The organism is Metapseudomonas resinovorans DSM 21078 (assembly GCF_000423545.1).
Lineage (GTDB): Bacteria > Pseudomonadota > Gammaproteobacteria > Pseudomonadales > Pseudomonadaceae > Metapseudomonas > Metapseudomonas resinovorans.
The window spans coordinates 5,354-27,154 of the sequence record NZ_KE384035.1; the positions used below are offsets into that span (position 1 = coordinate 5,354).

24 protein-coding genes are annotated in these 21,801 nt (G+C 65.2%); 12 read left to right on the forward strand and 12 right to left on the reverse strand.

All coding sequences use genetic code 11. The features are described 5' to 3' along the window. Positions 1–380: 380 nt before the first annotated feature. The 3 genes from phnX to G559_RS0127930 all read right to left on the reverse strand — a co-directional run bounded on the left by phnX (position 381) and on the right by G559_RS0127930 (position 4,032). A complete protein-coding gene (phnX, locus tag G559_RS0127920) occupies positions 381–1,208 on the reverse strand; it encodes a phosphonoacetaldehyde hydrolase (protein WP_028631382.1) in 828 nt (275 codons plus the stop codon). A 39-nt stretch (positions 1,209–1,247) separates the two neighbouring features. Next, the gene (locus G559_RS0127925) at positions 1,248–2,576 is read right to left on the reverse strand and encodes an MFS transporter (RefSeq protein ID WP_028631383.1); all 1,329 of its coding nucleotides are present in this window, start codon (positions 2,574–2,576) and stop codon (positions 1,248–1,250) included. Between the two features lie 286 nt (positions 2,577–2,862). Next, positions 2,863–4,032 (reverse strand): 2-aminoethylphosphonate--pyruvate transaminase, encoded by a 1,170-nt coding sequence (locus G559_RS0127930; protein WP_028631384.1) that lies wholly within the window; start codon positions 4,030–4,032, stop codon positions 2,863–2,865. Positions 4,033–4,161: 129 nt separating this feature from the next. Here G559_RS0127930 and G559_RS0127935 point away from each other — a divergent pair, with 129 nt between their 5' ends. The 4 genes from G559_RS0127935 to G559_RS0127950 all read left to right on the forward strand — a co-directional run bounded on the left by G559_RS0127935 (position 4,162) and on the right by G559_RS0127950 (position 7,406). Next, complete coding sequence (locus G559_RS0127935) at positions 4,162–5,034, forward strand: LysR substrate-binding domain-containing protein (protein WP_028631385.1); 873 nt, start codon at positions 4,162–4,164, stop codon at positions 5,032–5,034. A 96-nt stretch (positions 5,035–5,130) separates the two neighbouring features. Next, positions 5,131–6,483: a UDP-N-acetylmuramate:L-alanyl-gamma-D-glutamyl-meso-diaminopimelate ligase gene (gene mpl / locus G559_RS0127940; protein WP_028631386.1), complete on the forward strand. Its 1,353-nt coding sequence runs from the start codon at positions 5,131–5,133 to the stop codon at positions 6,481–6,483. 10 nt (positions 6,484–6,493) lie between these two features. Then, complete coding sequence (gene ubiX, locus G559_RS0127945) at positions 6,494–7,123, forward strand: flavin prenyltransferase UbiX (protein ID WP_028631387.1); 630 nt, start codon at positions 6,494–6,496, stop codon at positions 7,121–7,123. Further along, positions 7,116–7,406 (forward strand): YceK/YidQ family lipoprotein, encoded by a 291-nt coding sequence (locus tag G559_RS0127950; protein ID WP_028631388.1) that lies wholly within the window; start codon positions 7,116–7,118, stop codon positions 7,404–7,406. Before ubiX ends, G559_RS0127950 begins: the two co-directional genes overlap by 8 nt. Positions 7,407–7,535: 129 nt before the next feature. Here the strand turns inward: G559_RS0127950 and G559_RS0127955 are convergent, their stop codons facing one another. The 6 genes from G559_RS0127955 to G559_RS0127980 all read right to left on the reverse strand — a co-directional run bounded on the left by G559_RS0127955 (position 7,536) and on the right by G559_RS0127980 (position 12,639). Then, positions 7,536–8,003 (reverse strand): YbaK/EbsC family protein, encoded by a 468-nt coding sequence (locus G559_RS0127955; protein ID WP_028631389.1) that lies wholly within the window; start codon positions 8,001–8,003, stop codon positions 7,536–7,538. A 73-nt stretch (positions 8,004–8,076) separates the two neighbouring features. Beyond that, entirely contained in the window at positions 8,077–8,943 is an 867-nt protein-coding gene (locus G559_RS0127960; RefSeq protein WP_028631390.1) for an MBL fold metallo-hydrolase, read from the reverse strand. Between the two features lie 59 nt (positions 8,944–9,002). Beyond that, positions 9,003–9,614: a class I SAM-dependent methyltransferase gene (locus G559_RS0127965; RefSeq protein ID WP_028631391.1), complete on the reverse strand. Its 612-nt coding sequence runs from the start codon at positions 9,612–9,614 to the stop codon at positions 9,003–9,005. A gap of 87 nt (positions 9,615–9,701) precedes the next feature. Continuing rightward, complete coding sequence (locus G559_RS0127970) at positions 9,702–10,343, reverse strand: oxidoreductase (protein WP_028631392.1); 642 nt, start codon at positions 10,341–10,343, stop codon at positions 9,702–9,704. A gap of 28 nt (positions 10,344–10,371) precedes the next feature. Beyond that, on the reverse strand, positions 10,372–12,099 hold the full coding sequence (locus G559_RS0127975; RefSeq protein ID WP_028631393.1) for a C13 family peptidase: 1,728 nt from the start codon (positions 12,097–12,099) through the stop codon (positions 10,372–10,374). Between the two features lie 84 nt (positions 12,100–12,183). Beyond that, complete coding sequence (locus tag G559_RS0127980) at positions 12,184–12,639, reverse strand: MaoC family dehydratase (protein ID WP_028631394.1); 456 nt, start codon at positions 12,637–12,639, stop codon at positions 12,184–12,186. Between the two features lie 212 nt (positions 12,640–12,851). Here G559_RS0127980 and G559_RS0127985 point away from each other — a divergent pair, with 212 nt between their 5' ends. Genes G559_RS0127985 through G559_RS0127995 form a run of 3 tightly spaced genes read left to right on the forward strand, consistent with a single transcriptional unit; the run spans position 12,852 to position 14,527 of the window. Then, a complete protein-coding gene (locus tag G559_RS0127985) occupies positions 12,852–13,214 on the forward strand; it encodes a CidA/LrgA family protein (protein WP_028631395.1) in 363 nt (120 codons plus the stop codon). Next, positions 13,211–13,927 carry an LrgB family protein gene (locus G559_RS0127990; RefSeq protein WP_028631396.1) on the forward strand — a complete coding sequence of 239 codons (717 nt, stop codon included), beginning with the start codon at positions 13,211–13,213 and terminating at the stop codon, positions 13,925–13,927. Before G559_RS0127985 ends, G559_RS0127990 begins: the two co-directional genes overlap by 4 nt. Before the next feature lie 9 nt (positions 13,928–13,936). Continuing rightward, positions 13,937–14,527 (forward strand): LON peptidase substrate-binding domain-containing protein, encoded by a 591-nt coding sequence (locus tag G559_RS0127995; RefSeq protein ID WP_028631397.1) that lies wholly within the window; start codon positions 13,937–13,939, stop codon positions 14,525–14,527. 16 nt (positions 14,528–14,543) lie between these two features. On the opposite strand, the gene G559_RS0128000 is transcribed toward G559_RS0127995, so the two are convergent. Both G559_RS0128000 and G559_RS0128005 read right to left on the reverse strand, forming a co-directional pair. Further along, positions 14,544–15,860 carry a bifunctional DedA family/phosphatase PAP2 family protein gene (locus tag G559_RS0128000; RefSeq protein WP_028631398.1) on the reverse strand — a complete coding sequence of 439 codons (1,317 nt, stop codon included), beginning with the start codon at positions 15,858–15,860 and terminating at the stop codon, positions 14,544–14,546. After that, complete coding sequence (locus G559_RS0128005; RefSeq protein WP_028631399.1) at positions 15,857–16,567, reverse strand: DNA-3-methyladenine glycosylase; 711 nt, start codon at positions 16,565–16,567, stop codon at positions 15,857–15,859. Before G559_RS0128005 ends, G559_RS0128000 begins: the two co-directional genes overlap by 4 nt. 115 nt (positions 16,568–16,682) lie before the next feature. Here G559_RS0128005 and G559_RS0128010 point away from each other — a divergent pair, with 115 nt between their 5' ends. Continuing rightward, the gene (locus G559_RS0128010; RefSeq protein ID WP_028631400.1) at positions 16,683–17,528 is read left to right on the forward strand and encodes a class I SAM-dependent methyltransferase; all 846 of its coding nucleotides are present in this window, start codon (positions 16,683–16,685) and stop codon (positions 17,526–17,528) included. Positions 17,529–17,532: 4 nt separating this feature from the next. Here G559_RS0128010 and G559_RS0128015 read toward each other — a convergent pair whose 3' ends face one another. Next, a complete protein-coding gene (locus tag G559_RS0128015; RefSeq protein ID WP_028631401.1) occupies positions 17,533–18,762 on the reverse strand; it encodes an alpha/beta fold hydrolase in 1,230 nt (409 codons plus the stop codon). A gap of 270 nt (positions 18,763–19,032) precedes the next feature. Between G559_RS0128015 and G559_RS0128020 the strand changes: the two genes are divergently transcribed. The 4 genes from G559_RS0128020 to rlmH are packed head-to-tail and all read left to right on the forward strand — an operon-like array spanning position 19,033 to position 21,798. Further along, complete coding sequence (locus G559_RS0128020) at positions 19,033–20,298, forward strand: glutamate-5-semialdehyde dehydrogenase (protein ID WP_028631402.1); 1,266 nt, start codon at positions 19,033–19,035, stop codon at positions 20,296–20,298. Beyond that, on the forward strand, positions 20,298–20,942 hold the full coding sequence (gene nadD / locus G559_RS0128025; RefSeq protein WP_028631403.1) for a nicotinate-nucleotide adenylyltransferase: 645 nt from the start codon (positions 20,298–20,300) through the stop codon (positions 20,940–20,942). The genes G559_RS0128020 and nadD overlap by 1 nt, the downstream gene beginning before the upstream one ends. Positions 20,943–20,964: 22 nt before the next feature. Beyond that, entirely contained in the window at positions 20,965–21,318 is a 354-nt protein-coding gene (rsfS, locus tag G559_RS0128030; protein ID WP_028631404.1) for a ribosome silencing factor, read from the forward strand. A gap of 12 nt (positions 21,319–21,330) precedes the next feature. Next, entirely contained in the window at positions 21,331–21,798 is a 468-nt protein-coding gene (gene rlmH / locus G559_RS0128035; RefSeq protein ID WP_028631405.1) for a 23S rRNA (pseudouridine(1915)-N(3))-methyltransferase RlmH, read from the forward strand. The last annotated feature ends 3 nt before the right edge of the window (positions 21,799–21,801 follow it).

Below are 21,801 nucleotides of genomic sequence, written 5' to 3' on the forward strand. Positions count from 1 at the left end.
CCCCCGGACGCTGCTTGCAGCGAACGCACTTCAGTGCGGCCCGAAGGGCGAGCGAAGCGAGTAACAACGATGGAGTGAGGGAACCCCGGCGAAGCCGGGGCCGGATGCAGGGGCAAGCCCTTTGGTTCCTTTCGGCGCTTGAGAAAGGGACTCGTCCGGGGGGACGAAACCAGAAACATCCGCAGAACTCGGCAAGCAGCTGGGCTCAGGACGTTCTAGCAACACTTAACGCAGACATAGCCAGTGAATTCGCCCCTACAGCCCAGTCGCCACCCGATGATTGAAAAGCCCGGCCCTCTTGCGAGGACCGGGCTTTTTCACGAGAGGTGCGGGCATCCTTGCCCGCTGGGGGAGGGGCCGACGGCTGACCCCGCTTCCACTCAGTTGGCCTGGGGCATCTCGCCGCGGGCCAGGCGCTGGTTGATGTCGTCGATCACTGCCGGCAGGTCGGCGATGGTGTCGATCAGGTAGTGCGGACGGGAGCCTTCGAACATCTGGCCGATGCGGGCGCGCTCCGCCTCCAGCTTGTCCGCTGGCAGGGCCTTGAACTGTTCGTAGGTCAGGCCGAGGGCGTTGCCCGAGCAGGTCAGGGCCACGGTCCACATGCCGGCGCTGCGGCCTTCGAGGATACCCGGCCAGGTGTCGTCCACCTTCACGCAGGCGGCGACGTCGTCGATGCCCAGGGCGATCACGTTGGCCAGCGCCTGGGCCGGGTGCGGGCGGCCGTTGGGCACTTCGTCGGTGGCGACCACATGGTCGGCGACGTAGCCGTTCTGGCGAGCCAGCTCCACCACCTTGCTCATGACCACGGCCGGGTAGCCGGAGCAGGAGCCGATCTTCAGGCCCTTCTCGCGCAGGGTGGCGATGGCATCGAGGGCACCGGGGATCAGTGCCGAGTGCAGGGCGATCTTCTCGATCTGTAGCGGCATGAAGCGTTCGTAGATGGCGGTGACGTCGTCATCTGTGGGCAGGCGGCCGAAGGCGGCGCGGTAGCGTTCGCCGATGGCCGGAATGTCGCACAGGGTGCGGATGTGGTCCCACTTGCCCATGCCCATCGGGCCGCGGGCTTCTTCCAGGGAGACGGCGACGCCGAACTCGGCGAAGGCCTCGACGAAGATCTGGGTCGGCGCGAAGGAGCCGAAGTCGACGACGGTTCCGGCCCAGTCGAGGATCGCGGCTTTGAGTTGGGTGGGTTGCTTGTAATGCATGGTGATGACTCCAGCGGATTGCAGGTTGGCTAAGGGAATTCAGGTCTTGGCCCCGGCCAGGGCCGGTTGACCGGTGGCCGGGAAGCTTTCCGGCGCTTTCAGGGTTTGCGGGCGGCTGTTCCAGAAGGGCACCAGCATCAGGCTGGCCAGCAGTGCCGCGGCGGTGAACACGACGAATACGGTGGTGGTGTCGAAGTAGCCCGGCAGCAGACCGCCGAGAATCGCGCCGATCGAACCGCAGCCGTTGACGAAGCCAGCAGCAGTGCCGGCGGCTTCCTGGGTGCCGAAGTCGATGGCGGCGGAGCTGCTGATCATCGAGTCCGGTCCGTAGAGGGTCATGCCCATCATGAACAGCAGGCCGACCACCAGATACAGGCTGCCGCTCTGCATGGCCGGCACGAACAGCGCCAGGCAGACGGTGAGGGCGATCAGGCTGAACACGCAGGCTGGCATGCGGCGGGCGCCGAAGAGCTTGTCCGAGGCGATGCCGATCAGGATCGGGCCCACCAGGCCGGCCAGTTCGAAGGCGGTGGGGACGATCGCCGAGGCCACCTTGCCAATCGACGGCATGCGTTCGTAGACGATCACCGGGCCCCACAGGAGGATGGCGTAGCGCGCGGGCTTGAGCAGGAAGTAAGCCAGGCCCAGGACCAGCACGGTGCGGTTCTTCATCACCTTGCGCAGGGCATTCCAGTGGCTTTCGCGAGGGCCGCTGCTGGTGGGCTCCACTTCAACCGGGGCGTGACCGACGTCTTCCGGCCGGTTGCGCTGCAGGAGGAAGAACAGCACAGCGACAACGCCGACCACCAGCGCGCTGGAGAGGAATGCCATGCGCCAGTCGTGGAACACGTCGTAGGCCCACCAGCCGGCGAAGGGCGTGGCCACCAGGCCGCCAAAGGCGTAGCAGGTGCTCCAGTAACCCAGCACGCGACCCCGCTCCTGGGTGGCGTAGAAACTGCCGATGTTCTTGCACAGCCCCGACCAGCCGGTGGATTGGGCCAGGCCCTGGACCAGCATGCAGGTCGCGAAGATCGGCAGGGTGGCGAAGGTGCCCATCACCACAGCGGCCAGGGCCGAGACGACCAGGCCACCGAGTACCACCACGCGGGGGCCGAAGCGGTCGGCGAAGATGCCCCAGGTGAATTGGCCCACGGCATAGGCGGCCAGGTAGAGGGCGTCGAGGTTGGCCATGGCGGCCTTGTCGAGTTCGAAGCTTGGGTCTTCGCCAATACCGAGCTTGGCGACGGAGAAGGCTTTGCGGGTGAAGTAGAAGGCGGCGTAAGCCAGCCAAGTGATGAGGAAAATCTGGACGCGCCAGCGCTGGAGGGACTTCCAGCCGCTTTCGAAGGCACCTGCGTTGTTGTTCATGGTTCTGACCCCGTGTGGGTATGCCGGACAGTGCAAATAGGGAGGTTGTTGTTGTTTTCAGTACTGCTGGGCTGTCTTAACGCACGGCCTTGGTCAGATGGCAGCGGTCGTGGCGTCAGGCGGGTTGATGAAGTTCGGCGCTAACTTTGGCTCCTGCCCGGCGCTGCCGAGCGGCTGGTTTACTACAGCGATGTTTCAGAAAAAGGTCACCGCACCACAGCCCCGCTACCCGCAGCGGGAACCGTCTCAGGACGGTGGGTGACCTTGAAGGGGTCTACCTGTCGACTCAGGCGACCGTTTGCTTCATGTCCACGCCCATGGCCTCAAGGGAGTCGGCGATAGCGCGCAGCAGCTGGCGCACGATGTGTTCGTCGATTTGCCCGATGCAGCCGATACGGAAGCTCTCGGCCACGGTCAGCTTGCCCGGGTAGATGACGAAGCTGCGGGCCTTCAGTTCTTCGTAGAAGCGCTTGAACTCGAAGTTCGGGTGCTCCGGGCTGAAGAAGGTGGTGATGATCGGCGACAGCCACTGGTCTTCCAGCAGCGTTTTGAAGCCGATTTCACGCATGCCGGCCACCAGTACGTCGCGGTTGCGGCTGTAGCGCGCCAGGCGCCCCGGCACACCGCCTTCCGCGGCGTGCTGTTCCAGTGCGGCGCGGAAGGCCACCACGCTGTGGGTCGGCGGGGTGAAGCGCCACTGGCCGGTGCGCTCCATGTAGAGCCACTGCTCGTAGATATCCAGGGCCAGGGAGTGGGCGCGGCCCTTGGCGGCTTCCAGAACCGAGCGACGGATGATCACGAAGCCGAAGCCGGGAATGCCCTCGATGCATTTGTTGGCGGAAGACACCAGCACGTCGAAGGCGACTTCATTCACGGTCAACGGCACGGCACCGAAGGAACTCATGGCGTCGACGATCAGGCTCTTGCCATGAGCCTTCACTACGTCGGCGACCGCACGCAGCGGGTTGAGGATGCCGGAGCTGGTTTCGCAGTGGACCAGGAAGACGTTGGTGACGTCCGGGTTGGCCTTCAGCAGGGCGTCCACTTCATCCGGTTGTGGTGGCAGGTAGTCACCCTTGTCCAGGGTGATGTAGGCGCGGCCCAGATAGTCCAGGGTCTTGGCAGCGCGCTGGCCGTAGGCGCCGTTCATCAGGATCAGGCACTTGCCATCGCGGGGGATGGCGGTGGCCAGGGCGGCTTCCACCGAGAAACTGCCGCTGCCTTGCAGGGGGACGCAGGCGAAACTGTCGTCCTGCACGCCGGCCATGGAGAGCAGTTCCTGGCGCACTTCGGCGGTCACCAGGTTGAAGGCGCCATCCCACGAGCCCCAGTCGCGCAGCATGGCTTCCTTGGTGGCTTTGGACGTGGTGAGCGGGCCGGGAGTCAGCAGGTAGGGCTCGCCGAGGGCGGGGGCTGCCAGCGGTTGGGCGTTGGTGGGGAATTCGGCTTTGGTCATGGTCGTCTCCAGCGTTGTTCTGGTGAGGGCGCGTTGCGATGGAGAGATAAAACCAATTCCTCAAAAATAAATAAAATCGATTTATAGTATTTCAAATATAAGTTGAGCTTATTTATTGAGGGCAAGCAGATGGCGGTTTCCCAGGCACAGCTCAAGGCCTTCCATGCTGTGGCCGTACACGGCAACTTCACCCGCGCGGCCGAGGCGCTCTTCCTCAGCCAGCCAGCGGTTTCCGACCAGGTGCGCAAATTGGAGGAGCGTTTCGGCATCCTGCTGTTCCACCGCAACAAGCGTTCCGTGCAGCTGACCGACTTGGGCGAGCGCCTGCTGACCATCACTCAGCGCCTGTTCGCCGCCGAGGCAGAAGCCCAGGAGCTGCTGTCCACGTCGCGGGCGCTGGAGACCGGCAGCCTGACCCTGGCGGTGGATTCGCCGGTGCACCTGCTGGGGCACATCGCGCGCTTCTGTGAGCGTTATCCGGGGATTCGCGTCAGCCTGGTCACCGGCAACAGCGACGAGTGCCTGCGCCGGCTGCAGGAGTACAAGGCGGACTTCGCCCTGCTGGGGCGGGTGGTTGAGGACGAGGGCCTGATCACCCAGGTACTGAGCAGCGAGCCGCTGGTGGCCTTCGTCGCCCATTCCCATCCCTGGGCATCGCGCGACTCCATCGTGCTCGCCGACCTGGAGGACATGCCCATGGTGCTGCGTGAGCGAGGTTCCATGACGCGGCAGATTCTCGAGGATGAGATGCAGCGCGCCGGTGTCGCCATCCGCCCGGCCATCGAGGTGGAGGGCCGCGAGGCGACGTTCGAAATGGTCGCCGCCGGCCTGGGCGTCGGTTTCGTCTCGTCGGCCGAAGTGGGGGCCAGCGCCAACGTCCATGTGCTGCCGATCCGCGATTGCCTGCAGCGCATGACCGAGACGCTGGTGTGCCTGCGTGAGCAGGGTTCGCGGCGGATCATCGAGACCTTTTTCGAGATGGTGAGGTCCAACGGCGGCTAGTGGGACGCAGTGGCTGAACCATAGGGTCGGCGGGGCCGCTGTGCTAACCTGCGACAGGTTTTTTCCGGGCCGGGCGGCCCGTTTCAGAGGTCATCCATGCATATCCACATCCTCGGCATCTGCGGCACCTTCATGGGTTCGCTGGCGGTGCTGGCCAAGGAACTTGGCCACCGTGTCACTGGCTCCGACGCCAACGTCTACCCGCCCATGAGCACCCAGCTGGAGGCCCAGGGGATCGAGCTGATGCAGGGGTACGAACCCGCCCATCTGGAACCCGCTCCGGACCTGGTGGTGGTCGGCAACGCGCTGTCCCGTGGCAACCCCGCCGTGGAGCACGTGCTGAACAAGGGGCTGCCCTACGTTTCCGGCCCGCAGTGGCTGGCTGACCACGTGCTGCAGGGGCGCTGGGTACTGGCTGCGGCGGGCACCCATGGCAAGACCACCACCAGCAGCATGCTGGCCTGGGTGCTGGAGCATGCCGGTATGAGCCCGGGCTTCCTGATCGGTGGTGTGCCACAGAACTTCGGCATTTCCGCGCGCCTGGGCGGCACGCCGTTCTTCGTGGTCGAAGCTGACGAATACGACAGCGCCTTCTTCGACAAACGCTCCAAATTCGTCCATTACCGCCCACGTACCGCAATCCTGAACAATCTGGAGTTCGATCACGCGGACATCTTCCCCGACCTCGCTGCCATCGAGCGGCAGTTCCACCATCTGGTGCGGACCATTCCTGGCGAGGGCCTGATCATCCATCCCACTTCCGAAATCGCCCTCAAGCGCGTGCTGGACATGGGCTGCTGGACCCCGGTGCAAACCACCGGCGAAGGCGGCCAGTGGCAGGCCCGTCTGCTGGCCGAGGACGGCTCGCGCTTCGAGGTACTGTTCGAAGGCCAGGTGGCCGGCACCGTGGATTGGGAGCTGACCGGCCAGCACAACGTCGCCAATGCCCTGGCCACCCTGGCCGCTGCTCGCCACGTTGGCGTGGTTCCAGAACTGGGCGTGGCTGCGCTGAGTGCCTTCAAGAGCGTCAAGCGGCGCATGGAGAAGGTCGCCGAGGTGAAAGGCGTGACCCTTTATGACGACTTCGCGCACCACCCCACCGCCATCGCCACCACCCTCGATGGCCTGCGTAAGCGCGTCGGTGACGCTCCGGTGATTGCGGTGATCGAACCGCGTTCCAACTCCATGAAGCTCGGCGCGCACCGCGACGGCCTGCCGGAGTCGGTGAAGTTGGCTGACCAGGTGTTCTGGTACGCGCCGCCGAACCTCGGCTGGGACCTGGCGGCTACCGCCATGGCCTGCCCGGTGCCGGCGCAGGTCTGCACCTCGCTGGAGAGCATCATTGCCGAGATCAAGGTGCTGGCGCGCCCGGGCACCCAGGTGGTGATCATGAGCAACGGCGGTTTCGGCGGCCTGCATGGCAAGCTGGCCAAGGCCCTGGAAGATTAAGGAACTGGCGATGACCGGACCCTCCCGCATCACCCTGGCGATGACTGGCGCTTCCGGCGCCCAGTACGGCCTGCGCCTGCTGGACTGCCTGATCCAGGAAGACCGCGAGGTGCACTTCCTGATTTCCAAGGCGGCGCAGCTGGTGATGGCCACCGAGACTGACGTCACCCTGCCGGCCAAGCCCCAGGCCATGCAGGCCTTCCTCAGCGAATACACCGGCGCGGGGCCGGGGCAGATCCGTTGTTACGGCAAGGAAGATTGGATGTCCCCGGTGGCCTCCGGCTCCGGCGCGCCCGCCGCCATGGTGGTGGTGCCGTGCTCCACCGGTACGCTGTCGGCCATCGCCACCGGCGCCTGCAACAACCTGATCGAACGCGCGGCCGATGTGACCCTGAAGGAGCGTCGCCAGTTGATTCTGGTACCGCGCGAGGCGCCGTACTCCAGCATCCATCTGGAGAACATGCTCAAGCTGTCCAATCTCGGCGCGGTGATCGTGCCGGCCTCGCCGGGCTTCTATCACCAGCCGCAGACCATCGATGACCTGGTGGACTTCGTGGTGGCACGCATTCTCAATCTGCTGGATATCCCGCAGGACATGCTGCCGCGTTGGGGTGAGCACCATCAGGGCGTCGATGACTAGGCGCCTCGCTTCGACCTTGCTGGCATTGGCGCTGTTGCAGGGCTGTGCCAGCGTCGGAACCCTCAACGCCGCCAAGCCGGGTGCGCCGATCATTTATTCGGGCACCCGCCTGGACTGGTATTCGCTCCATGGCGGTTGCTGCCCGATGGACCGCTTCGGCGCCTTGCCGCCGAAGTATCCCGCCCTCGACCTCCCCGCCAGCGCCTTGCTGGATACGCTGCTGCTGCCCTTCTCGGTGGCGGCGGAGCTGGGCGTGACGCTGGGCGTTACTGGCGGGTATTGAGCCGTAAACCTGTGGGGGCGAAATCATTCACCAACCGGGCCGTAGGCTCGGCCCTTGGGTTTGCAGGGGGATGCTGCGCATCCCTTGGCGAATGAATTCGCCCCCACAAGAGCGGTTGCCGCTCGTGATTCAGCCCGGCTCCTGGCAGACATCCACCCATTGGGCTTCCACCAGTTCGGCCATGTACGCCGGGGCGATACGTACCGCGCTGTGCACCGCGCCAGCCGCCGGCACCACTTCATCGAAGGCCCGCAGGGAACGGTCGCAGTAGACCGGCAGCGGGGTGGCGAGGCCAAACGGGCAGACGCCGCCAACCGGGTGGCTGGTAAGCGCTTCCACCGTTTCAGCGTCGAGCATCTTGGCCTTGGCGCCGAAGGTTTCCTTGAACTTGCGGTTATCGATGCGCGCGTCGCCGCGGGCGACCACCAGCACGGCGTCTTCTCCGACTCGGAAAGCCAGGGTCTTGGCGATTCGGCCGGGCTCGACACCATGGGCTTCGGCCGCCAGGGCCACGGTGGCGGTGCTGGTCTGCAGTTCGATGATGTCGATTTCCGGCGCCTTTCCAGCGAAGAAGGCGCGGACCGATTCAAGACTCATGGGCGATCCCTCTGGCTATAGGCCGAATCCTTGTCGACGGCTGGTCCGGCGTCAACCGCGCCTGCATGTCGCTTCAGGCGGCCAGCCCGCGAACCTCGGCGAGGCTGTCGGCCAGGCTGTAGCGGCCCTTGGCATCACGCACCACGCGGCCCATGGCGATGGCTGGGTCGTGGGTGAAGACCAACCGGCCGTTGCGTGTGAGCAGGTCGGCCAGCAGGGCTTCCTTCTCTTCGATCAGACCTTCGGGGAAGCGGTCGTAGCCCATGGTGATGGGCAGGTGTACCCAGGGCGCGCCGGGAATCAGGTCGCCGCTGAACAGCACCGGGCCGTCGGGCATATCCACTTCCGGCAGAAGCTGACCGGGCGTGTGGCCGTCGCTCCAGTGGAAGCGCCAGCCGGAACCGAGGGTGTCGCTGCTGCCACCTTCCTCGATCAGCTCCAGGCGACCGCTGCTTTCCAGCAGCTCGAGCAATTCCGGAATGTAGGAGGCGCGGTCACGGGCGTGAGGCTTGCAGGCCCGATCCCACTGACGTCGGCCCGTAACGAAGCGCGCCTCGGGGAATAGCAGGCGCGCGGGCTGGCCGTCTTCCCAGGGGGCGAGCAGGCCGCCGGCGTGGTCGAAGTGCAGGTGGGTGAGCAGGACGACGTCGATGTCAGCGTCGGTGAGACCCACCTCGGCCAGGCTGTCGAGCAGCACATGGCGCGCTTCCTGGACGCCGAAGCGTTGCTTCAGTTCAGGGGAGAAGAAGGCGCCGATGCCGGTTTCGACCAGGATGTTGCGGCCGTTGTCCTGGACCAGCAGGGCGCGACAGCCGAGGTCGATGCGGTGCTCGGCGTCCGGGGTCATCCAGCGCTCCCAGAGCGCGCGAGGGGCATTGCCGAACATGGCGCCGCCGTCGAGTTTCTGGCTGTTGCCGAGCAGGGTGGTGAGGGTACGCATGGCTGGGGTTCGCATTCGCTAGCAAGGGGGCAAGGCTAACCTGAACGCTGGGGCAGTGGTCAATCCGCCCATCCGCGATGGACGAATGTCATGGGGCGCGGGCCCGGCAGGTAGCTGCTGTGCAGTTCGCCGATCTTGAAACCGCCTGCTTCGATCAGGCGCGGAATGTCGCGGTCGAGGTGACAGCCGCCAGCCAACGGCTTCCACAGCGGGGTGAGCCGGTGCTGCCAGCGAACCACGGAAAGATCCGGCGCCAGCCCGTGTTCGGCGAAGTGCAGGCGCCCGCCGGGTTTGAGCACGCGGCGCATTTCGCCCAGGGCGGCCAGGGCATCGGGAATCGTGCAGAGGGTGAAGGTGCAGACGATGCTGTCGAAGCTGGCGTCGGCGGCCTGGATCTCTCCGAGTTCCAGGGCGATGGTCTCCACCGGGATGGCAATGGCCTCTGCACGTCGACGTGCCAGGGCCTGCATCTGTGCGGCAGGGTCTACGCCGGTCACCCGGCTGACCCGGGTCGGGTCGTAGAAGGCGAGGTTCAGGCCGGTACCGATGCCGATCTCCAGTACTTGCCCTTCGGCACAAGGCACCACCAGGGAACGGGTCTTCATGACGTGCCCCATTCCGCAGGCGAAGTCGATCAGGCGTGGCAGGACGTAGCGATCATAGAGGCCCATGACGGTTCTCGACGGTGAGTGATCTCGCTCACCTTAGCAGTGGGCTTCATGCGGGGCGCGGGGATTTCGGCCAATCACTGGTCGTCGTCAACGACCGAGGCGGCGCAACTCATCCGACTCGATGATGCGTACGCCGTCTTCTTCTTCGAGCGCCAGACGCCAGAGCGCACGGGCCAGCGTGCAGACGCCGATGCCGCGGTATTTTCCCGGCAGCCATCGCATGAAGGCCGCGGCCAGGCGTTCGCCGAGGCGGAACTCGCTACGCGGCCCCACTAGTAGTGAGGGGCGGGCGATGGTCAGCTGCGGCCAGTCCATGGCTTTGAGGGCTTCTTCCATCTCGCCCTTGACCTTGTTGTAGAAGATCGAGGATGTGCGATTGGCGCCTACCGCGCTGATCACGATGAAGTGCCGTGCACCCAGTTCACGGGCGCGCCGGGCGACGTCCAGGACCAGCTCCAGGTCCACCGCGCGAAAGGCTTCCTGGGAGCCGGCCTGGCGAATGGTACTGCCCAGGCAGCAGAAGGCGACGTCAACCCGGTCTTCCAGCTGCGGCAGCAGTTCGGCCAGCGGACCGACAGGGTTCTTCAGGTGCGGGTGCTCGGCCAGTGGGCGACGGGTCGGCGCCAGGACTCGGGCGACCGTGGGTTCGTTGAGTAGCCGGTCAAGCAGGTGCTCGCCGGTCAGACCAGTGGCGCCGGCGAGCAGTATGTGCTGGGGCGTCAAATGCATGCTGTTTCTCCGCTGATACACGCTGAGCTTAGTGGCTACGCACGGTTTTGTCGGGGTTCGCGGCGCTTTGGGCCGTCAGAGCCTGCTCCGCCTGATGCTCGCGTAGTGCGCGCCAGCGGGCAGTGACGGCCTTGGGAGCCCAGATCTGCGGTTCCGAGGCTTCGAAGTCGTCGGCCTTCTCGCGCTCGGCGACTTTCTCCTTGGCGATTCCGAATGCACGTTCCAGATCGTCCGTCTCGCTGAAGGCGTCGGCGAACAGGGCGCGCCCGAAGTAGGTGAAGTCGCTCTCCTCGGAGCAGCCAAAGGACACGCGGTCGGAGCGGGCCGCCGTCATGATCAGGGTCTTCTCGTCCTTCAACGGTGGAATGAAGCCGCCGGAGTAGCAGGCGGAGATCACCAGCACCTTGTACCTGTCCTTGAGGGGAGCAAGCAGGTCGGCAAGTTCCTGCGCCGGCAGGTGGCCGAGCTGGAGGCCGGGTTGCTCCAGGGCCAGTTCGTGGGTCGGTGAGCCGTGGCTGGTCAGGTAGATGAAGACGAGGTCTTCCGGGCCACTTCGCCTGGCGACGGCCTGGATCGAGCGGGACAGGCTTTCGCGGGTGGCCAGGGGGCGGTTGGCCATGTGTTCGCGGTGGTTGACCAGGTTGATCTGGCCGTGGGCGCCGAAGCGTTCGGCCAGGAGTTTGGAGACGTAGTCCACTTCACGCAGGAACACGCTCTGACGACCGTCGCCGGCGAGCGTGATGGAATAGAGCTCCACCGCAGGCGTGGAGGCCGGCAGCGCGTCGATCGCCTGATCGAGCAAGCGGCCCTGGGCCAGCAGGCCGAGTTCCAGGGGATTAGGCAGGGCCTTGCCCTGTTCGTCGCGGATGCGAGTGCCGTCCTGCCAGATGCCGGTCTCAAGCTTGCCATCCGATTGAGTCAGGCTGCCGATGCCGCTGTAGAGCCCTTCGTTGAAATGGCCGTGGTAGCGGCTGCCGTCGGCCAGCGACAGCGTGCCCTCGCCCTGGTAGCGCCAGTGCCGGAAGTGACCCTGGTAATGGCTGCCATCGGCACCGATGAACTCGCCCTGGCCAATCAGGTTGCCTTCCTTGAAGGTACCGCTCCAGACATCGCCATCAGCACTGGTGAAACGCCCCTTGCCGTCGAACAGGCTGTTCTTGAATTCGCCGATGTAGTGGGAGCCGTCTTCGCCCTGGTAGGCGCCCTGTCCTTGCAGTTGTCCCTTCTTGAAGCGTCCGCTGAAGCGGTTGCCAGCCTCGTCGGTACGAACGCCTTCGCCGTCCGGCTGACCGGCGCGGAACAGGCCCTGGTAGTTACTGCCGTCTGGCCATTCGAGGCTGCCGAAGCCTTGGTACTTGTCGTTGCGGAACTGGCCGCGATAGGTCACGTCACCCTGGCGCAGGGTGCCTTCGCCATCGAACTGGTTGCGGGCGAAACCGCCTTCGTAGGTGGTGCCATTGCCGTAGCCGAGGCGCCCTTGGCCGTGAAACAGGCCGGCCTTGAATTCGCCGGAATAGACCAGGCCGTTGGGGCCGTGCCATTCGCCCCGACCTTCCGGCTGGCCGTCCTTGAACTGACCTTCGAACCAGGTGCCGTTGTTGTAGTCCAGGCGCCCAGGCCCCTGCAGCAGACCGTTGACCAGTTCGCCGCGATAACGGGAGCCGTCCGGCAGGCGGGCGTCCGGCGGGGTCAGGGGCTCTCCCTCTCCGCAGGCCGTGAGCAGCAGGGCGAGGGTCAGGGGCAGAAGCGGTTTCATCGAGTGTCCTTGTCCAAACAGCTGCCTTTCAGTGTGGCGCAAAAAAGCCCGCGATTGCGGGCTTTTTTACCGTTGGTCTCTGGCTCAGACGAAGCAGAGGCTCAGGGATTCGGCGATGTAGGCGGGCTTCTGCTGGCCTTCGATTTCGAGGGTGCAGAGGGCTTTGATCAGCCACTGGCCGGGGTTCTTCTCGGTGATGTCGATGACCTTCACGGCCAGTCGCACGCGGGAGTCCACCTTCACCGGCTGGATGAAGCGCACAGTGTCCAGGCCGTAGTTGACCACCATCTTCACGCCTTCGGGCAGGACCAGCAGGCCGTCGATCAACTTGGGAATCAGAGACAGGCTGAGGAAGCCGTGGGCGATGGTGGAGCCGAAGGGCGTCTGCTTGGCGCGCTCCGGGTCGACATGGATGAACTGGTGGTCTTCGGTGCACTCGGCGAACTGGTTGATGCGGTTCTGGTCGATGGTCACCCAGTCCGAGTGGCCCAGTTCCTTGCCAACGTAGTTCTTCAGTTCAGCTACTGGTACGAACGCCATGCGTCATCCTCCGTGGATGCAGTGTTGTAATTTTTGTAATCCGGGGGCTTTGCCCCTCCCTTGCGTGCAGGGCGTAGATCAGCATGTCGGGCGGGCCCGGTCAAGACGGCATGCCCCCTGCGAATGGCGGGTTATAGCGTGAGGGCAGGCAAGCCTATAATGCCCCGTCCCGGCCGAAGCCCGCCCGACCGGACTGACCCATGGAGATTTTCATGCTGTTGCGCGGACTGACCTTGCTGGTGCTGTTCCAGCTGATCGGTAGCGGGCTCAATGCCCTGTTCCTGTCCATGCTGCCCGGGCCCATCATCGGCCTGGTGCTGCTCTTTCTCTATTTACTGGTGCGTGGCGAGGTGAGCGAGCCTCTGAGCCTGGCCGCCAGCAGCCTGTTGCGATACCTGCCGCTGCTGCTGGTGCCGCCGGCGGTGGGCGTGATGGTTTATGCCCAGGCCATCTGGGCGGACTTCTGGGCCATAGCCGGCGCTCTGGTGCTGTCGCTGCTGGCGGCGTTCCTCTTCTGCGGCTGGTTGATGCAGAAGCTGATCGATCGCCAGGTGCGCCGCCGGGAGGACGCATGAACCTCGACTGGCAAGCCGCGGTGCAGGCGGTGGTGCACCATCCGTTGTTCGGTTTCGGCGTGACCCTGGCGGCGTACCAACTGGCCCTGGCCGCCTACGAGAAGACCCGCTGGGTGTTCTTGCAACCGGTGCTGCTGTCCATGTTGCTGCTGATCGGCGTGCTGCTGGCCTTCGGCATCAGCTATCAGGAATACCGTGAGAGCACCCAGTTGCTGACGGTCTTCCTCGGCCCGGCCACCGTGGCGTTGGCGGTGCCGCTATTTCTCAACCTGCGGCGGATTCGCCAGTTGTTCTGGCCAACCCTGCTGACGCTGGTTTTCGGCGGGCTCTTCGCTACGCTGTCGGTAGCTGCGCTGGGCTGGTGGTTCGGCACCGAGCGCATGGTGCTGATGACGCTGTTGCCGAAGTCGGTGACTTCGCCCATCGCGATGCTGGTGGCCGAGCAGCTCGGTGGGGTAGCGGCCCTGGCGGCCGTGTTCGTGCTGATCACCGGCGTGCTGGGCGCGATCCTCGGACCGGAACTGCTGCGCCGCTGTGGCGTGCGTCATCCCGCTGCCCAGGGCATGGCACTGGGGCTCACTGCCCATGCCGTGGGTACTGCGCGGGCATTGCAGGAAGGCGAGGAGTGCGGTGCTTTCGCCGCCCTGGCAATGAGCCTGATGGGCGTTGCCACTGCGGTATTGCTGCCGCTCGTCGTTGCCATGATTGCTTGAGGTCGATGCATGAAGTTGCCGTTGTTTCCGCTCAACACTGTGCTGTTTCCGGGCTGCGCGCTTGACCTGCAGATATTCGAAGCACGCTACCTGGACATGATCGGGCGCTGCATGAAGCAGGGCGAGGGCTTCGGCGTGGTCTGCATTCTCGAAGGCCAGGAGGTCGGCGAGGCGGCCAGCCGCTTCGCTGCCATCGGTTGCGAAGCGTTGATCCGCGACTGGCAGCAGCGCCCCAACGGCTTGCTGGGCATCCGCGTAGAGGGCGGCCGGCGTTTCCACGTCGGCAAGGCGGAGGTGCTACGTGATCAGTTGACCCTCGCCGAGGTGGAGTGGCTGGATGATGAGCCCGAGCGGCCGCTGCGTCCGGAACATGCTGACCTGGCGGCATTGCTCAATGCCCTGGCCGAGCATCCCATGGTCCAGGGGCTGGGCATGGGCGGAGTGGTGGAAGGGCAACAGGCGTTGGCCAATCAGCTGTCGTACCTGTTGCCGTTCCACATCAAGGAAAAACTGCACCTGCTGACCCTGGCCGATCCCGTTGAGCGCCTGGACTTCCTCCAGGGCTTGCTGGATCAGTTGCAGGGTGAGTCCATCGCTTAAAGCGCTTGTCTGTCCCTCAATAGCTGTAGCGCGCCAGCGCATCCGGCAGGGCCCAGGTTGCGATGCCGCCCAACAGGGCCAGGCAGGCTGGCAGGATCAGCACCCATACACGTGGGTTCATGGCCGTCAGGGGCGCCGCGCGTTGCATCAGCGCCAGCCCGGCGGCCGCGATTCCGCCTGCCAGCAGACCGCCGGCGAGGATGTCCGTGGGCCAGTGCACGCCGAGATAGACCCGAGACAGGGCGATGGCCAGGGCCGGCAGGCTGGCCAGCAGCAGCCAGGTCAGTCGTAGTCTCCCGGGCTGGCCGCGGCCAGCGAGAATGCCCAGCACCAGGAAGAAGGCGAAGGCCGCTGAGCTGTGCCCGCTGGGGAAGCTGAAAGTGTTCAGCGGCTCGGCGAGAACCTCGGGCCGAGCCCGCGCAAAGAGATGCTTGAGTCCGGTGTTGGCCAGTGCCGTGGTCACCAGGGTGCCGATGGCGAAGCAGGCCGGGCGCCATTGACGCAGTACCAGCAGCAAGGTCGCGAGCAAAGCGCCGGCAAGGAGCTGGGTCTTGAAGTCGCCCACGCGGGTGACCAGCACCATCAGTTGGTCCAGGCTGGTGTGACGCTGTTCCTGGACCAGAGACATCAGCCCCTGATCCAGCGCTTGCAGATGTGGCCAACCGATCAGCAGGGCGGCCAGGGCCAGCAGGCAGAGCCCAGCCGCCAGTGGATTGGCCGAGCGTTTCTCGCGCAGGGTGCTGTGAACGATCAGCCCGAGCATGGCCAGTACCACGACAATCACCACCCCCGCTTCGCCCCAGAAACCCTCCGGCAGCGGCAGGCGCAGGGCCGCACCTGTGGCCCAGCCGGGCAGGAGGTAGGCCACCGCCCAGCCGGCGGCGGCCAGCATGCTGACGGCAATGAAGCGTGGGAAGGGCATGTCGAGCATGCCGGCCACCATCGGCAACATGGGACGCAGCGGGCCGATGTAACGGCCCACCAGCAGGCTGGCGACGCCGTATCGCTGAAAGTAATTCTCAGCGCCGCTGATCCACTCCGGGTGGTCGCGCAGCAGCGGTAGCCCGCGGATGTTCTGGTGGAAACGCCGGCCCAGGCCGTAGGAAATCAGGTCGCCCAGCAGGCCTCCGGTGTAGGCCAGGAGCAGCGTTTCCCAGAGTTCCAGGGCGCCGCTGCCGGCCATCACGCCGACGGCAAACAGCAGGGCGACGCCGGGCACCACAATGCCGGCGATGGCCAGGCACTCGATGCAGGCGATCAGGAAGATCGCCAGGCCCAGCCATTCCGGGTTGGCGCCTAGCCAGGTGGTGACCTGGTCGAACCATTGACTCATGGGTGTTTGTCCTCGATCAGCAGGTAGTCGCGTCCTTCGACCTGTCCGCGGCGCAGTGGGTTGCGCGAGCAATGGCGGGCGTAGGCAGCATCGACGAAGCGGTAGGGCAGGTGTTCATCGCGGCCGTGGGGAATGCCCAGGCGCGCGGTCTGGATGATGCGTGTCGGGCGCTCGCCAACGTCTTCGACGAACAGGCGTTGCCAGTCGAAGCGCTGGCCGTCCCAGACCGGTACCTTGAGGCCGAGAGCCTTGCACAGCAGGGTCTGGCCGGCGCAGAGGCGTTCGGCCGGGCGCGCCTGGCCCTGGGCGTCGGGGTTGTTGCGTTGCATGGTGGCCAGGGCGTCGGCGGGGGAAATGGCGTCGACCCAGGGGTGGCCGGATTTGATCAGCACCGCGTTACCGGCGCCATGGGCGCTGAAGTTCAGTGAGTCGCCGCCACGGGCGTAATACATATAGATGTGTCCGCCATCGAGGAACAGCGCGCGGCGCTTGTTGGTGTAGCCGAGGGATGCGTGGCTGCCCTTGTCCAGCAGGTAATAGGCCTCGGTTTCGATGATGCGTGCCGACAACCAGCGCCCGTCGACCCGGTGACGGATGACTTTGCCCAGCAGTTCCCGCGCAACGTGCTGGGCGTCGCGGTCGAAGAAGGCGTCGGGCAGTGGACGGGCGCCGGGCCAGGGCAAACTTAGGATGGGATCGCGGGACATGGGGCTGTCGCAGGGTCACGGGTCGGAATAGGCTCGCGATTATACGGAAGCATGCTGAGCCGAAGCTGAACACCGGCGTCGGAATCGTCACGCAAAATAACAAGAGCCCGTTGCCATGTCCCGAGCTGCCCGTCTTGACAGTGCCCACATCACCCCCAGTGCGCACTACACCGGTTACGTGTGGTATCGCCACCACCTGGCCGAAGAGCCTTTCGTCACTTCATTTGGGCGATTTGCCCATGGCGTGCTGACGCCCATCAGTTGGGGGGCGCGGGTGGCGTTCGGGCTGGATGTCGAGCGTTTCCTCCTGCAGCGTCACCTGCTGATCGATGCCCTGTTGCGCGAGGCCATCGAGCAGCGTGGCGTGCGCCAGGTGGTGGAGATTGCCTGCGGCCTGTCTCCCCGGGGGCGGCGTTTTTGCTCCCGCTACCCGGAGCTGCGTTACCTGGAGGCCGACCTGCCGCCCATGGCCGCCCGCAAGCGCCTGCTGTTGCACGAGGAAGGCTGGCTGGATTCACGGCATCAGGTGCGCCCTGTGGATATCCTCGCCGAACAGGACGCGAACGACCTGCAGGCACTGTTCTCCGGGCTGAATCATGACGAGCCGGTGCTGGTCATCACCGAAGGGCTGGTGAACTACTTCGAGCTGCCGGTGATTGAGGCCTTCTGGAGCCGGCTGGCAACGCAATTGCGACAGTTCCCATCGGCCACTTACCTCACTGACCTCTATCCCGACCTGCGCGAGCATCCGCGTTACCGTCAGTTGCGTTGGGGCATCGACCTCGTCGGCCGTCTGACCCGGGGCCGGTACTACCTGCACTACCGGGGAGACGCCGCCATAGTCGAGGGGTTCGAAGGCTGTGGTTTCGGCAGGGTGTGTGTGCATGACCCGAAGGAGCTTGAGTCGGCCCCGCTGGATGCCTGGCCGGCGCTGGTGCGGGTGGTGGAGGCTCGTACCTGATGTCTCAGGCGTAGGCCACCGCCCGTGGTTCCGTTTGGACCACCTGGGATGCCAGCGCGTCGCTGGCCTGCGCGTCGGTGTGGGGAAAGACCAGGGCCAGGCTATCGCCTTCATGGCGCAAGGGAAGCGCATCCAGCGACGGCAGGTCGCCAGCTTGCAGTCGCCAGCCCCGATTCGGTAGATTGGTCGGCAGTTCGCCGCGCACCAGCCCGCCAAAGAAGCCCAGTTCGCTGACCTCCACATGGAACTCGCCAGCCTCGGCATGCAGCAGTCGGCCGCGCCGGTTCAGTGGTGCTACGCGTGCCTCCTGGCGTCGTTCCAGGTGATCCAGGCGGTTGCGTGCCAGGCGGGTCGCGCCGGGGTTCGCCAGCGGCAAGGCTACGCCCTGGAGAAAGGGGCGATAGAAGCTGGCGCAGGCTTCGCGTTGTTCGAACTGGGCCAGGTGATCGCCGTTGTGGATAAGGGCGCAGTCGGCATCGGCGCAGGCGGCGGCAAAGCCAGCATGTTCCCATGGCTGGGTGAAATGATCGTATTCGCCGGCCAGGACCAGGGTAGGGCAGGCTGGGTGGTGATCGAAGCCGGAGAAGTCCAGCAGACGGCGGCTGTTCTGCCGGTAACGTTCGAGTTCCAGCGGTGAAAGGCGCTGCATCTGCCGCAAAAGAGCCTTTCGGAACACCGGCGAGATGCCGGTTTCCTCCAGGCGCAACGGGTTGATCAAACCGGTCAGGGCGCCTTGGGCGAAGTGCAGCACCTGGCCCTCGGACAGCAGTTCGAGTCCTTCTTCCAGCATGCGCCGGGCGCCAGGACGGCCGAATGCGGTGATCCCAGCGAGCAATAGGCGTGCGCAGCGTTGCGGATGGCGTACCGCGAACAATGCCGCCAGGGCCGAGCCATAGGACAAGCCGATGGGCATCAGCGGCGGCAGTTGGAATTCTTCGGCAAAGGCGGCGATCAGGTCGGCCAGTTGTTCAAGAGAGAGCTCCGGCGCGAGTTGCAGATTGCCGCCCTGGCTCGGCAGGTCGAGGAGGACCACCGGGTGGCGCGGCAGAAGCTCCTGCACCTCGGCACCGAAGGAGCGGAAGCTCTGGAAGGCGCCGCCAAGCATCAATATGGGTTCGCGCTTGTCCGTAACGTGCTGCGAAAAGGCCTGATAGTGCAGGGTCCAGGGGCCGATCTGGATGGTGCGGGGCGCGTCGGCCAGTTGTTGGGCGGCGAAGTCGGTCTGGTAACGCATGGCGGATTCTCCGGCGCCGGGGCGCTTCTTGTTCTTCTGCGACGACTGCAATTGGAAGGTAAACAGCGGAGACACTTTTGTTTACCCAACCTTCGGGCGGGCGTGTTTTCCGGGTGTCACCGTCCCAGCCGCGGCCCGCCTGGGCCGCGGCCTGCACCGTTACCGGTAAGGCCCGTGGAATGACCTGTCTACCATCCGCCCGGCGCCGCTGGGCGCGGGCGAGCGCGACCGCTATAATCAGCCGCTTTCCTTTCGCCAGAACCCGAGACCATGACCGAGTCCGTTCTCGATTACATGACCCGCCTTGGCCGCGCCGCCCGCGCCGCCTCGCGTGTGGCCGCCCGCGCCAGCACCGCGCAGAAGAACCGCGCCCTGCTGGCTGCCGCCGATGCCCTGGATGCAGCTCGTGCCGAGCTGACCGCCGCCAATGAGCAGGACCTGGCCAACGGCCGCGCCAATGGCCTTGAACCCGCCATGCTCGATCGCCTGGCACTGACCCCAGCACGCATCGACGACATGATCGAGGGCCTGCGCCAGGTCGCCACCCTGCCGGACCCCATCGGCGAGATCCGTGACATGCGCTATCTGCCGTCCGGCATCCAGGTGGGCAAGATGCGCGTGCCGCTGGGTGTGATCGGGATCATCTACGAGTCGCGGCCGAACGTGACCATCGATGCCGCCAGCCTTTGCCTTAAGTCCGGCAACGCCACCATCCTGCGCGGCGGTTCCGAGGCGATCCATTCCAACCAGGCGATTGCCATCTGCATCCAGAAGGGCCTGGCTGAAGCCGGCCTGCCGAGCGAGTTGGTGCAAGTGGTGGAAACCACCGACCGTGCCGCCGTTGGCGCGCTGATCAGCATGCCGGAATACGTGGACGTGATCGTTCCGCGCGGTGGCAAGGGCCTGATCGAACGCATCAGCCGCGAGGCCAAGGTGCCGGTGATCAAGCACCTGGACGGCATCTGCCACGTCTACATCGACATTGCCGCCGATCTCGACAAGGCCATTCGCGTGGCCGATAACGCCAAGACCCAGCGTTACGCGCCGTGCAACACCATGGAAACCCTACTGGTGCATGCCGGCATCGCCGCACGCGTGCTGCCGCCGCTGGCCGCCATCTACCGCGACAAGGGTGTTGAGCTGCGCGGCGACGCCGCCACCCGTGCGCTGCTGGGCAATGATGTGCTGGAAGCGACCGAGGAAGACTGGCGCACCGAGTACAACGCGCCCATCCTCTCGATCCGCATCGTCGACGGCCTGGATCAGGCCATCGAGCACATCAATGCCTACGGCTCGCAGCACACCGACGCCATCATCACCGAGAACTTCAGCGATGCGCGGCGCTTCCTCACCGAGGTGGATTCCGCTTCGGTGATGGTCAACGCCTCGACCCGCTTTGCCGATGGTTTCGAGTACGGCCTGGGCGCTGAGATCGGCATTTCCACCGACAAGCTGCACGCCCGTGGCCCGGTCGGTCTGGAAGGCCTGACCAGCGAGAAGTATGTGGTCTTCGGCGACGGTCACGTACGCACCTGATGGGCAAGCGCATCGGCCTCTTCGGCGGCACCTTCGATCCCGTGCATATCGGCCACCTGCGGAGTGCGGTTGAAGTGGCCGAGCAATTCGGTTTCGACGAGTTGCGCCTGATTCCCAGTGCGCGCCCGCCGCACCGGGAAACACCTCAGGTGTCGGCATCCCAGCGCCTGGCGATGGTGCAGCTGGCAGTGACAGGTGTCGCACCATTGGCAGTGGATGATCGCGAGCTCAAGCGCGAGCGGCCATCCTGGACCATCGAAACGCTGGAGTCCCTGCGCGCCGAGCTGGATGCCGAAGATCAATTGTTCCTGCTGGTCGGCTGGGACGCGTTCTGCGGTCTGCCGAGCTGGCACCGTTGGGGCGAGCTGCTGGACCATTGCCACATCCTGGTCCTGCAGCGTCCGGACGCCGACAGCGAGGCGCCGGAAACCCTGCGTGACCTGTTGGCCGCACGCAGCGCGGTCGATCCGCATTCCCTGCAGGGGCCTGCCGGGCAGATCTCCTTTGTCTGGCAGACGCCCCTGGCGATTTCCGCCACCCAGATTCGCCAATTGCTGGGGGAGGGGCGCTCGGTGCGCTTTCTCGTGCCCGACGCCGTATTGGCCTATATCCATGCGCACGACTTGTATCGTGCGTCGAACTGATTCACTGAGGTAGTTGAACCCGATGCAAAACGAAGAACTCGTCAAGGTCGCCATTGCGGCCCTGGAAGACCTGAAAGGTCAGGAAATCACCACCATCGACGTGCGTGGCAAGACCAGCATCACCGACTTCATGGTGATCGCCAGCGGTACCTCTGGCCGTCATGTCAAATCCCTGGCCGAAAACGTGCTGGAGAAGGTCAAGGAGCAAGGCGTCCGCGCGCTGGGTAGCGAAGGCCTGGACGGCGGCGAGTGGGCCCTGCTGGACCTGGGCGACGTGGTGGTGCATGTGATGCAGGTCGCCACCCGCCAGTTCTACGACCTGGAGCGCCTGTGGCAGGGTGCCGAGCAGAGCCGCGCCCACCACAGCCACGAGTAAGCGGGGCATCCCTTGCGTCTACGTCTGATTGCTGTTGGTACGCGGATGCCGCGCTGGGTGGAAGAGGGATGGCAGGAGTACGTCAAACGCCTGCCGTCCGAGCTCAGCCTGGAACTGGTGGAAATTCCCCTGACCACGCGCGGCAAGAATGCCGACGTGGCGCGGATGATCCGCCAGGAAGGCGAGGCGATGCTGGCCAAAGTGCAGCCGGGGGAACGCATTGTCACCCTGGAAGTCGAAGGTCGACCCTGGAGCACCGAGCAACTGGCGGTTGAACTGGACCGCTGGCGCCTGGATTCGCGCACTGTCAACCTGATGGTCGGCGGCCCGGAAGGGCTGGCGCCGGAGGTCTGCGTCCGTAGCGAGCAGCGCTGGTCGCTGTCGCCGCTGACGTTGCCGCATCCGCTGGTCCGCATCCTTGTTGGTGAACAGATCTACCGTGCCTGGACTGTGCTGTCCGGCCACCCTTATCACAAGTAAACC

Coding starts and splice junctions, on each gene's coding strand:
- phnX (WP_028631382.1), bottom strand. CDS start 1,208: ATGCATTACAAGCAACCCACCCAACTCAAAGCCGCGATCCTCGACTGG.
- G559_RS0127925 (WP_028631383.1), bottom strand. CDS start 2,576: ATGAACAACAACGCAGGTGCCTTCGAAAGCGGCTGGAAGTCCCTCCAG.
- G559_RS0127930 (WP_028631384.1), bottom strand. CDS start 4,032: ATGACCAAAGCCGAATTCCCCACCAACGCCCAACCGCTGGCAGCCCCC.
- G559_RS0127935 (WP_028631385.1), top strand. CDS start 4,162: ATGGCGGTTTCCCAGGCACAGCTCAAGGCCTTCCATGCTGTGGCCGTA.
- mpl (WP_028631386.1), top strand. CDS start 5,131: ATGCATATCCACATCCTCGGCATCTGCGGCACCTTCATGGGTTCGCTG.
- ubiX (WP_028631387.1), top strand. CDS start 6,494: ATGACCGGACCCTCCCGCATCACCCTGGCGATGACTGGCGCTTCCGGC.
- G559_RS0127950 (WP_028631388.1), top strand. CDS start 7,116: ATGACTAGGCGCCTCGCTTCGACCTTGCTGGCATTGGCGCTGTTGCAG.
- G559_RS0127955 (WP_028631389.1), bottom strand. CDS start 8,003: ATGAGTCTTGAATCGGTCCGCGCCTTCTTCGCTGGAAAGGCGCCGGAA.
- G559_RS0127960 (WP_028631390.1), bottom strand. CDS start 8,943: ATGCGTACCCTCACCACCCTGCTCGGCAACAGCCAGAAACTCGACGGC.
- G559_RS0127965 (WP_028631391.1), bottom strand. CDS start 9,614: ATGGGCCTCTATGATCGCTACGTCCTGCCACGCCTGATCGACTTCGCC.
- G559_RS0127970 (WP_028631392.1), bottom strand. CDS start 10,343: ATGCATTTGACGCCCCAGCACATACTGCTCGCCGGCGCCACTGGTCTG.
- G559_RS0127975 (WP_028631393.1), bottom strand. CDS start 12,099: ATGAAACCGCTTCTGCCCCTGACCCTCGCCCTGCTGCTCACGGCCTGC.
- G559_RS0127980 (WP_028631394.1), bottom strand. CDS start 12,639: ATGGCGTTCGTACCAGTAGCTGAACTGAAGAACTACGTTGGCAAGGAA.
- G559_RS0127985 (WP_028631395.1), top strand. CDS start 12,852: ATGCTGTTGCGCGGACTGACCTTGCTGGTGCTGTTCCAGCTGATCGGT.
- G559_RS0127990 (WP_028631396.1), top strand. CDS start 13,211: ATGAACCTCGACTGGCAAGCCGCGGTGCAGGCGGTGGTGCACCATCCG.
- G559_RS0127995 (WP_028631397.1), top strand. CDS start 13,937: ATGAAGTTGCCGTTGTTTCCGCTCAACACTGTGCTGTTTCCGGGCTGC.
- G559_RS0128000 (WP_028631398.1), bottom strand. CDS start 15,860: ATGAGTCAATGGTTCGACCAGGTCACCACCTGGCTAGGCGCCAACCCG.
- G559_RS0128005 (WP_028631399.1), bottom strand. CDS start 16,567: ATGTCCCGCGATCCCATCCTAAGTTTGCCCTGGCCCGGCGCCCGTCCA.
- G559_RS0128010 (WP_028631400.1), top strand. CDS start 16,683: ATGTCCCGAGCTGCCCGTCTTGACAGTGCCCACATCACCCCCAGTGCG.
- G559_RS0128015 (WP_028631401.1), bottom strand. CDS start 18,762: ATGCGTTACCAGACCGACTTCGCCGCCCAACAACTGGCCGACGCGCCC.
- G559_RS0128020 (WP_028631402.1), top strand. CDS start 19,033: ATGACCGAGTCCGTTCTCGATTACATGACCCGCCTTGGCCGCGCCGCC.
- nadD (WP_028631403.1), top strand. CDS start 20,298: ATGGGCAAGCGCATCGGCCTCTTCGGCGGCACCTTCGATCCCGTGCAT.
- rsfS (WP_028631404.1), top strand. CDS start 20,965: ATGCAAAACGAAGAACTCGTCAAGGTCGCCATTGCGGCCCTGGAAGAC.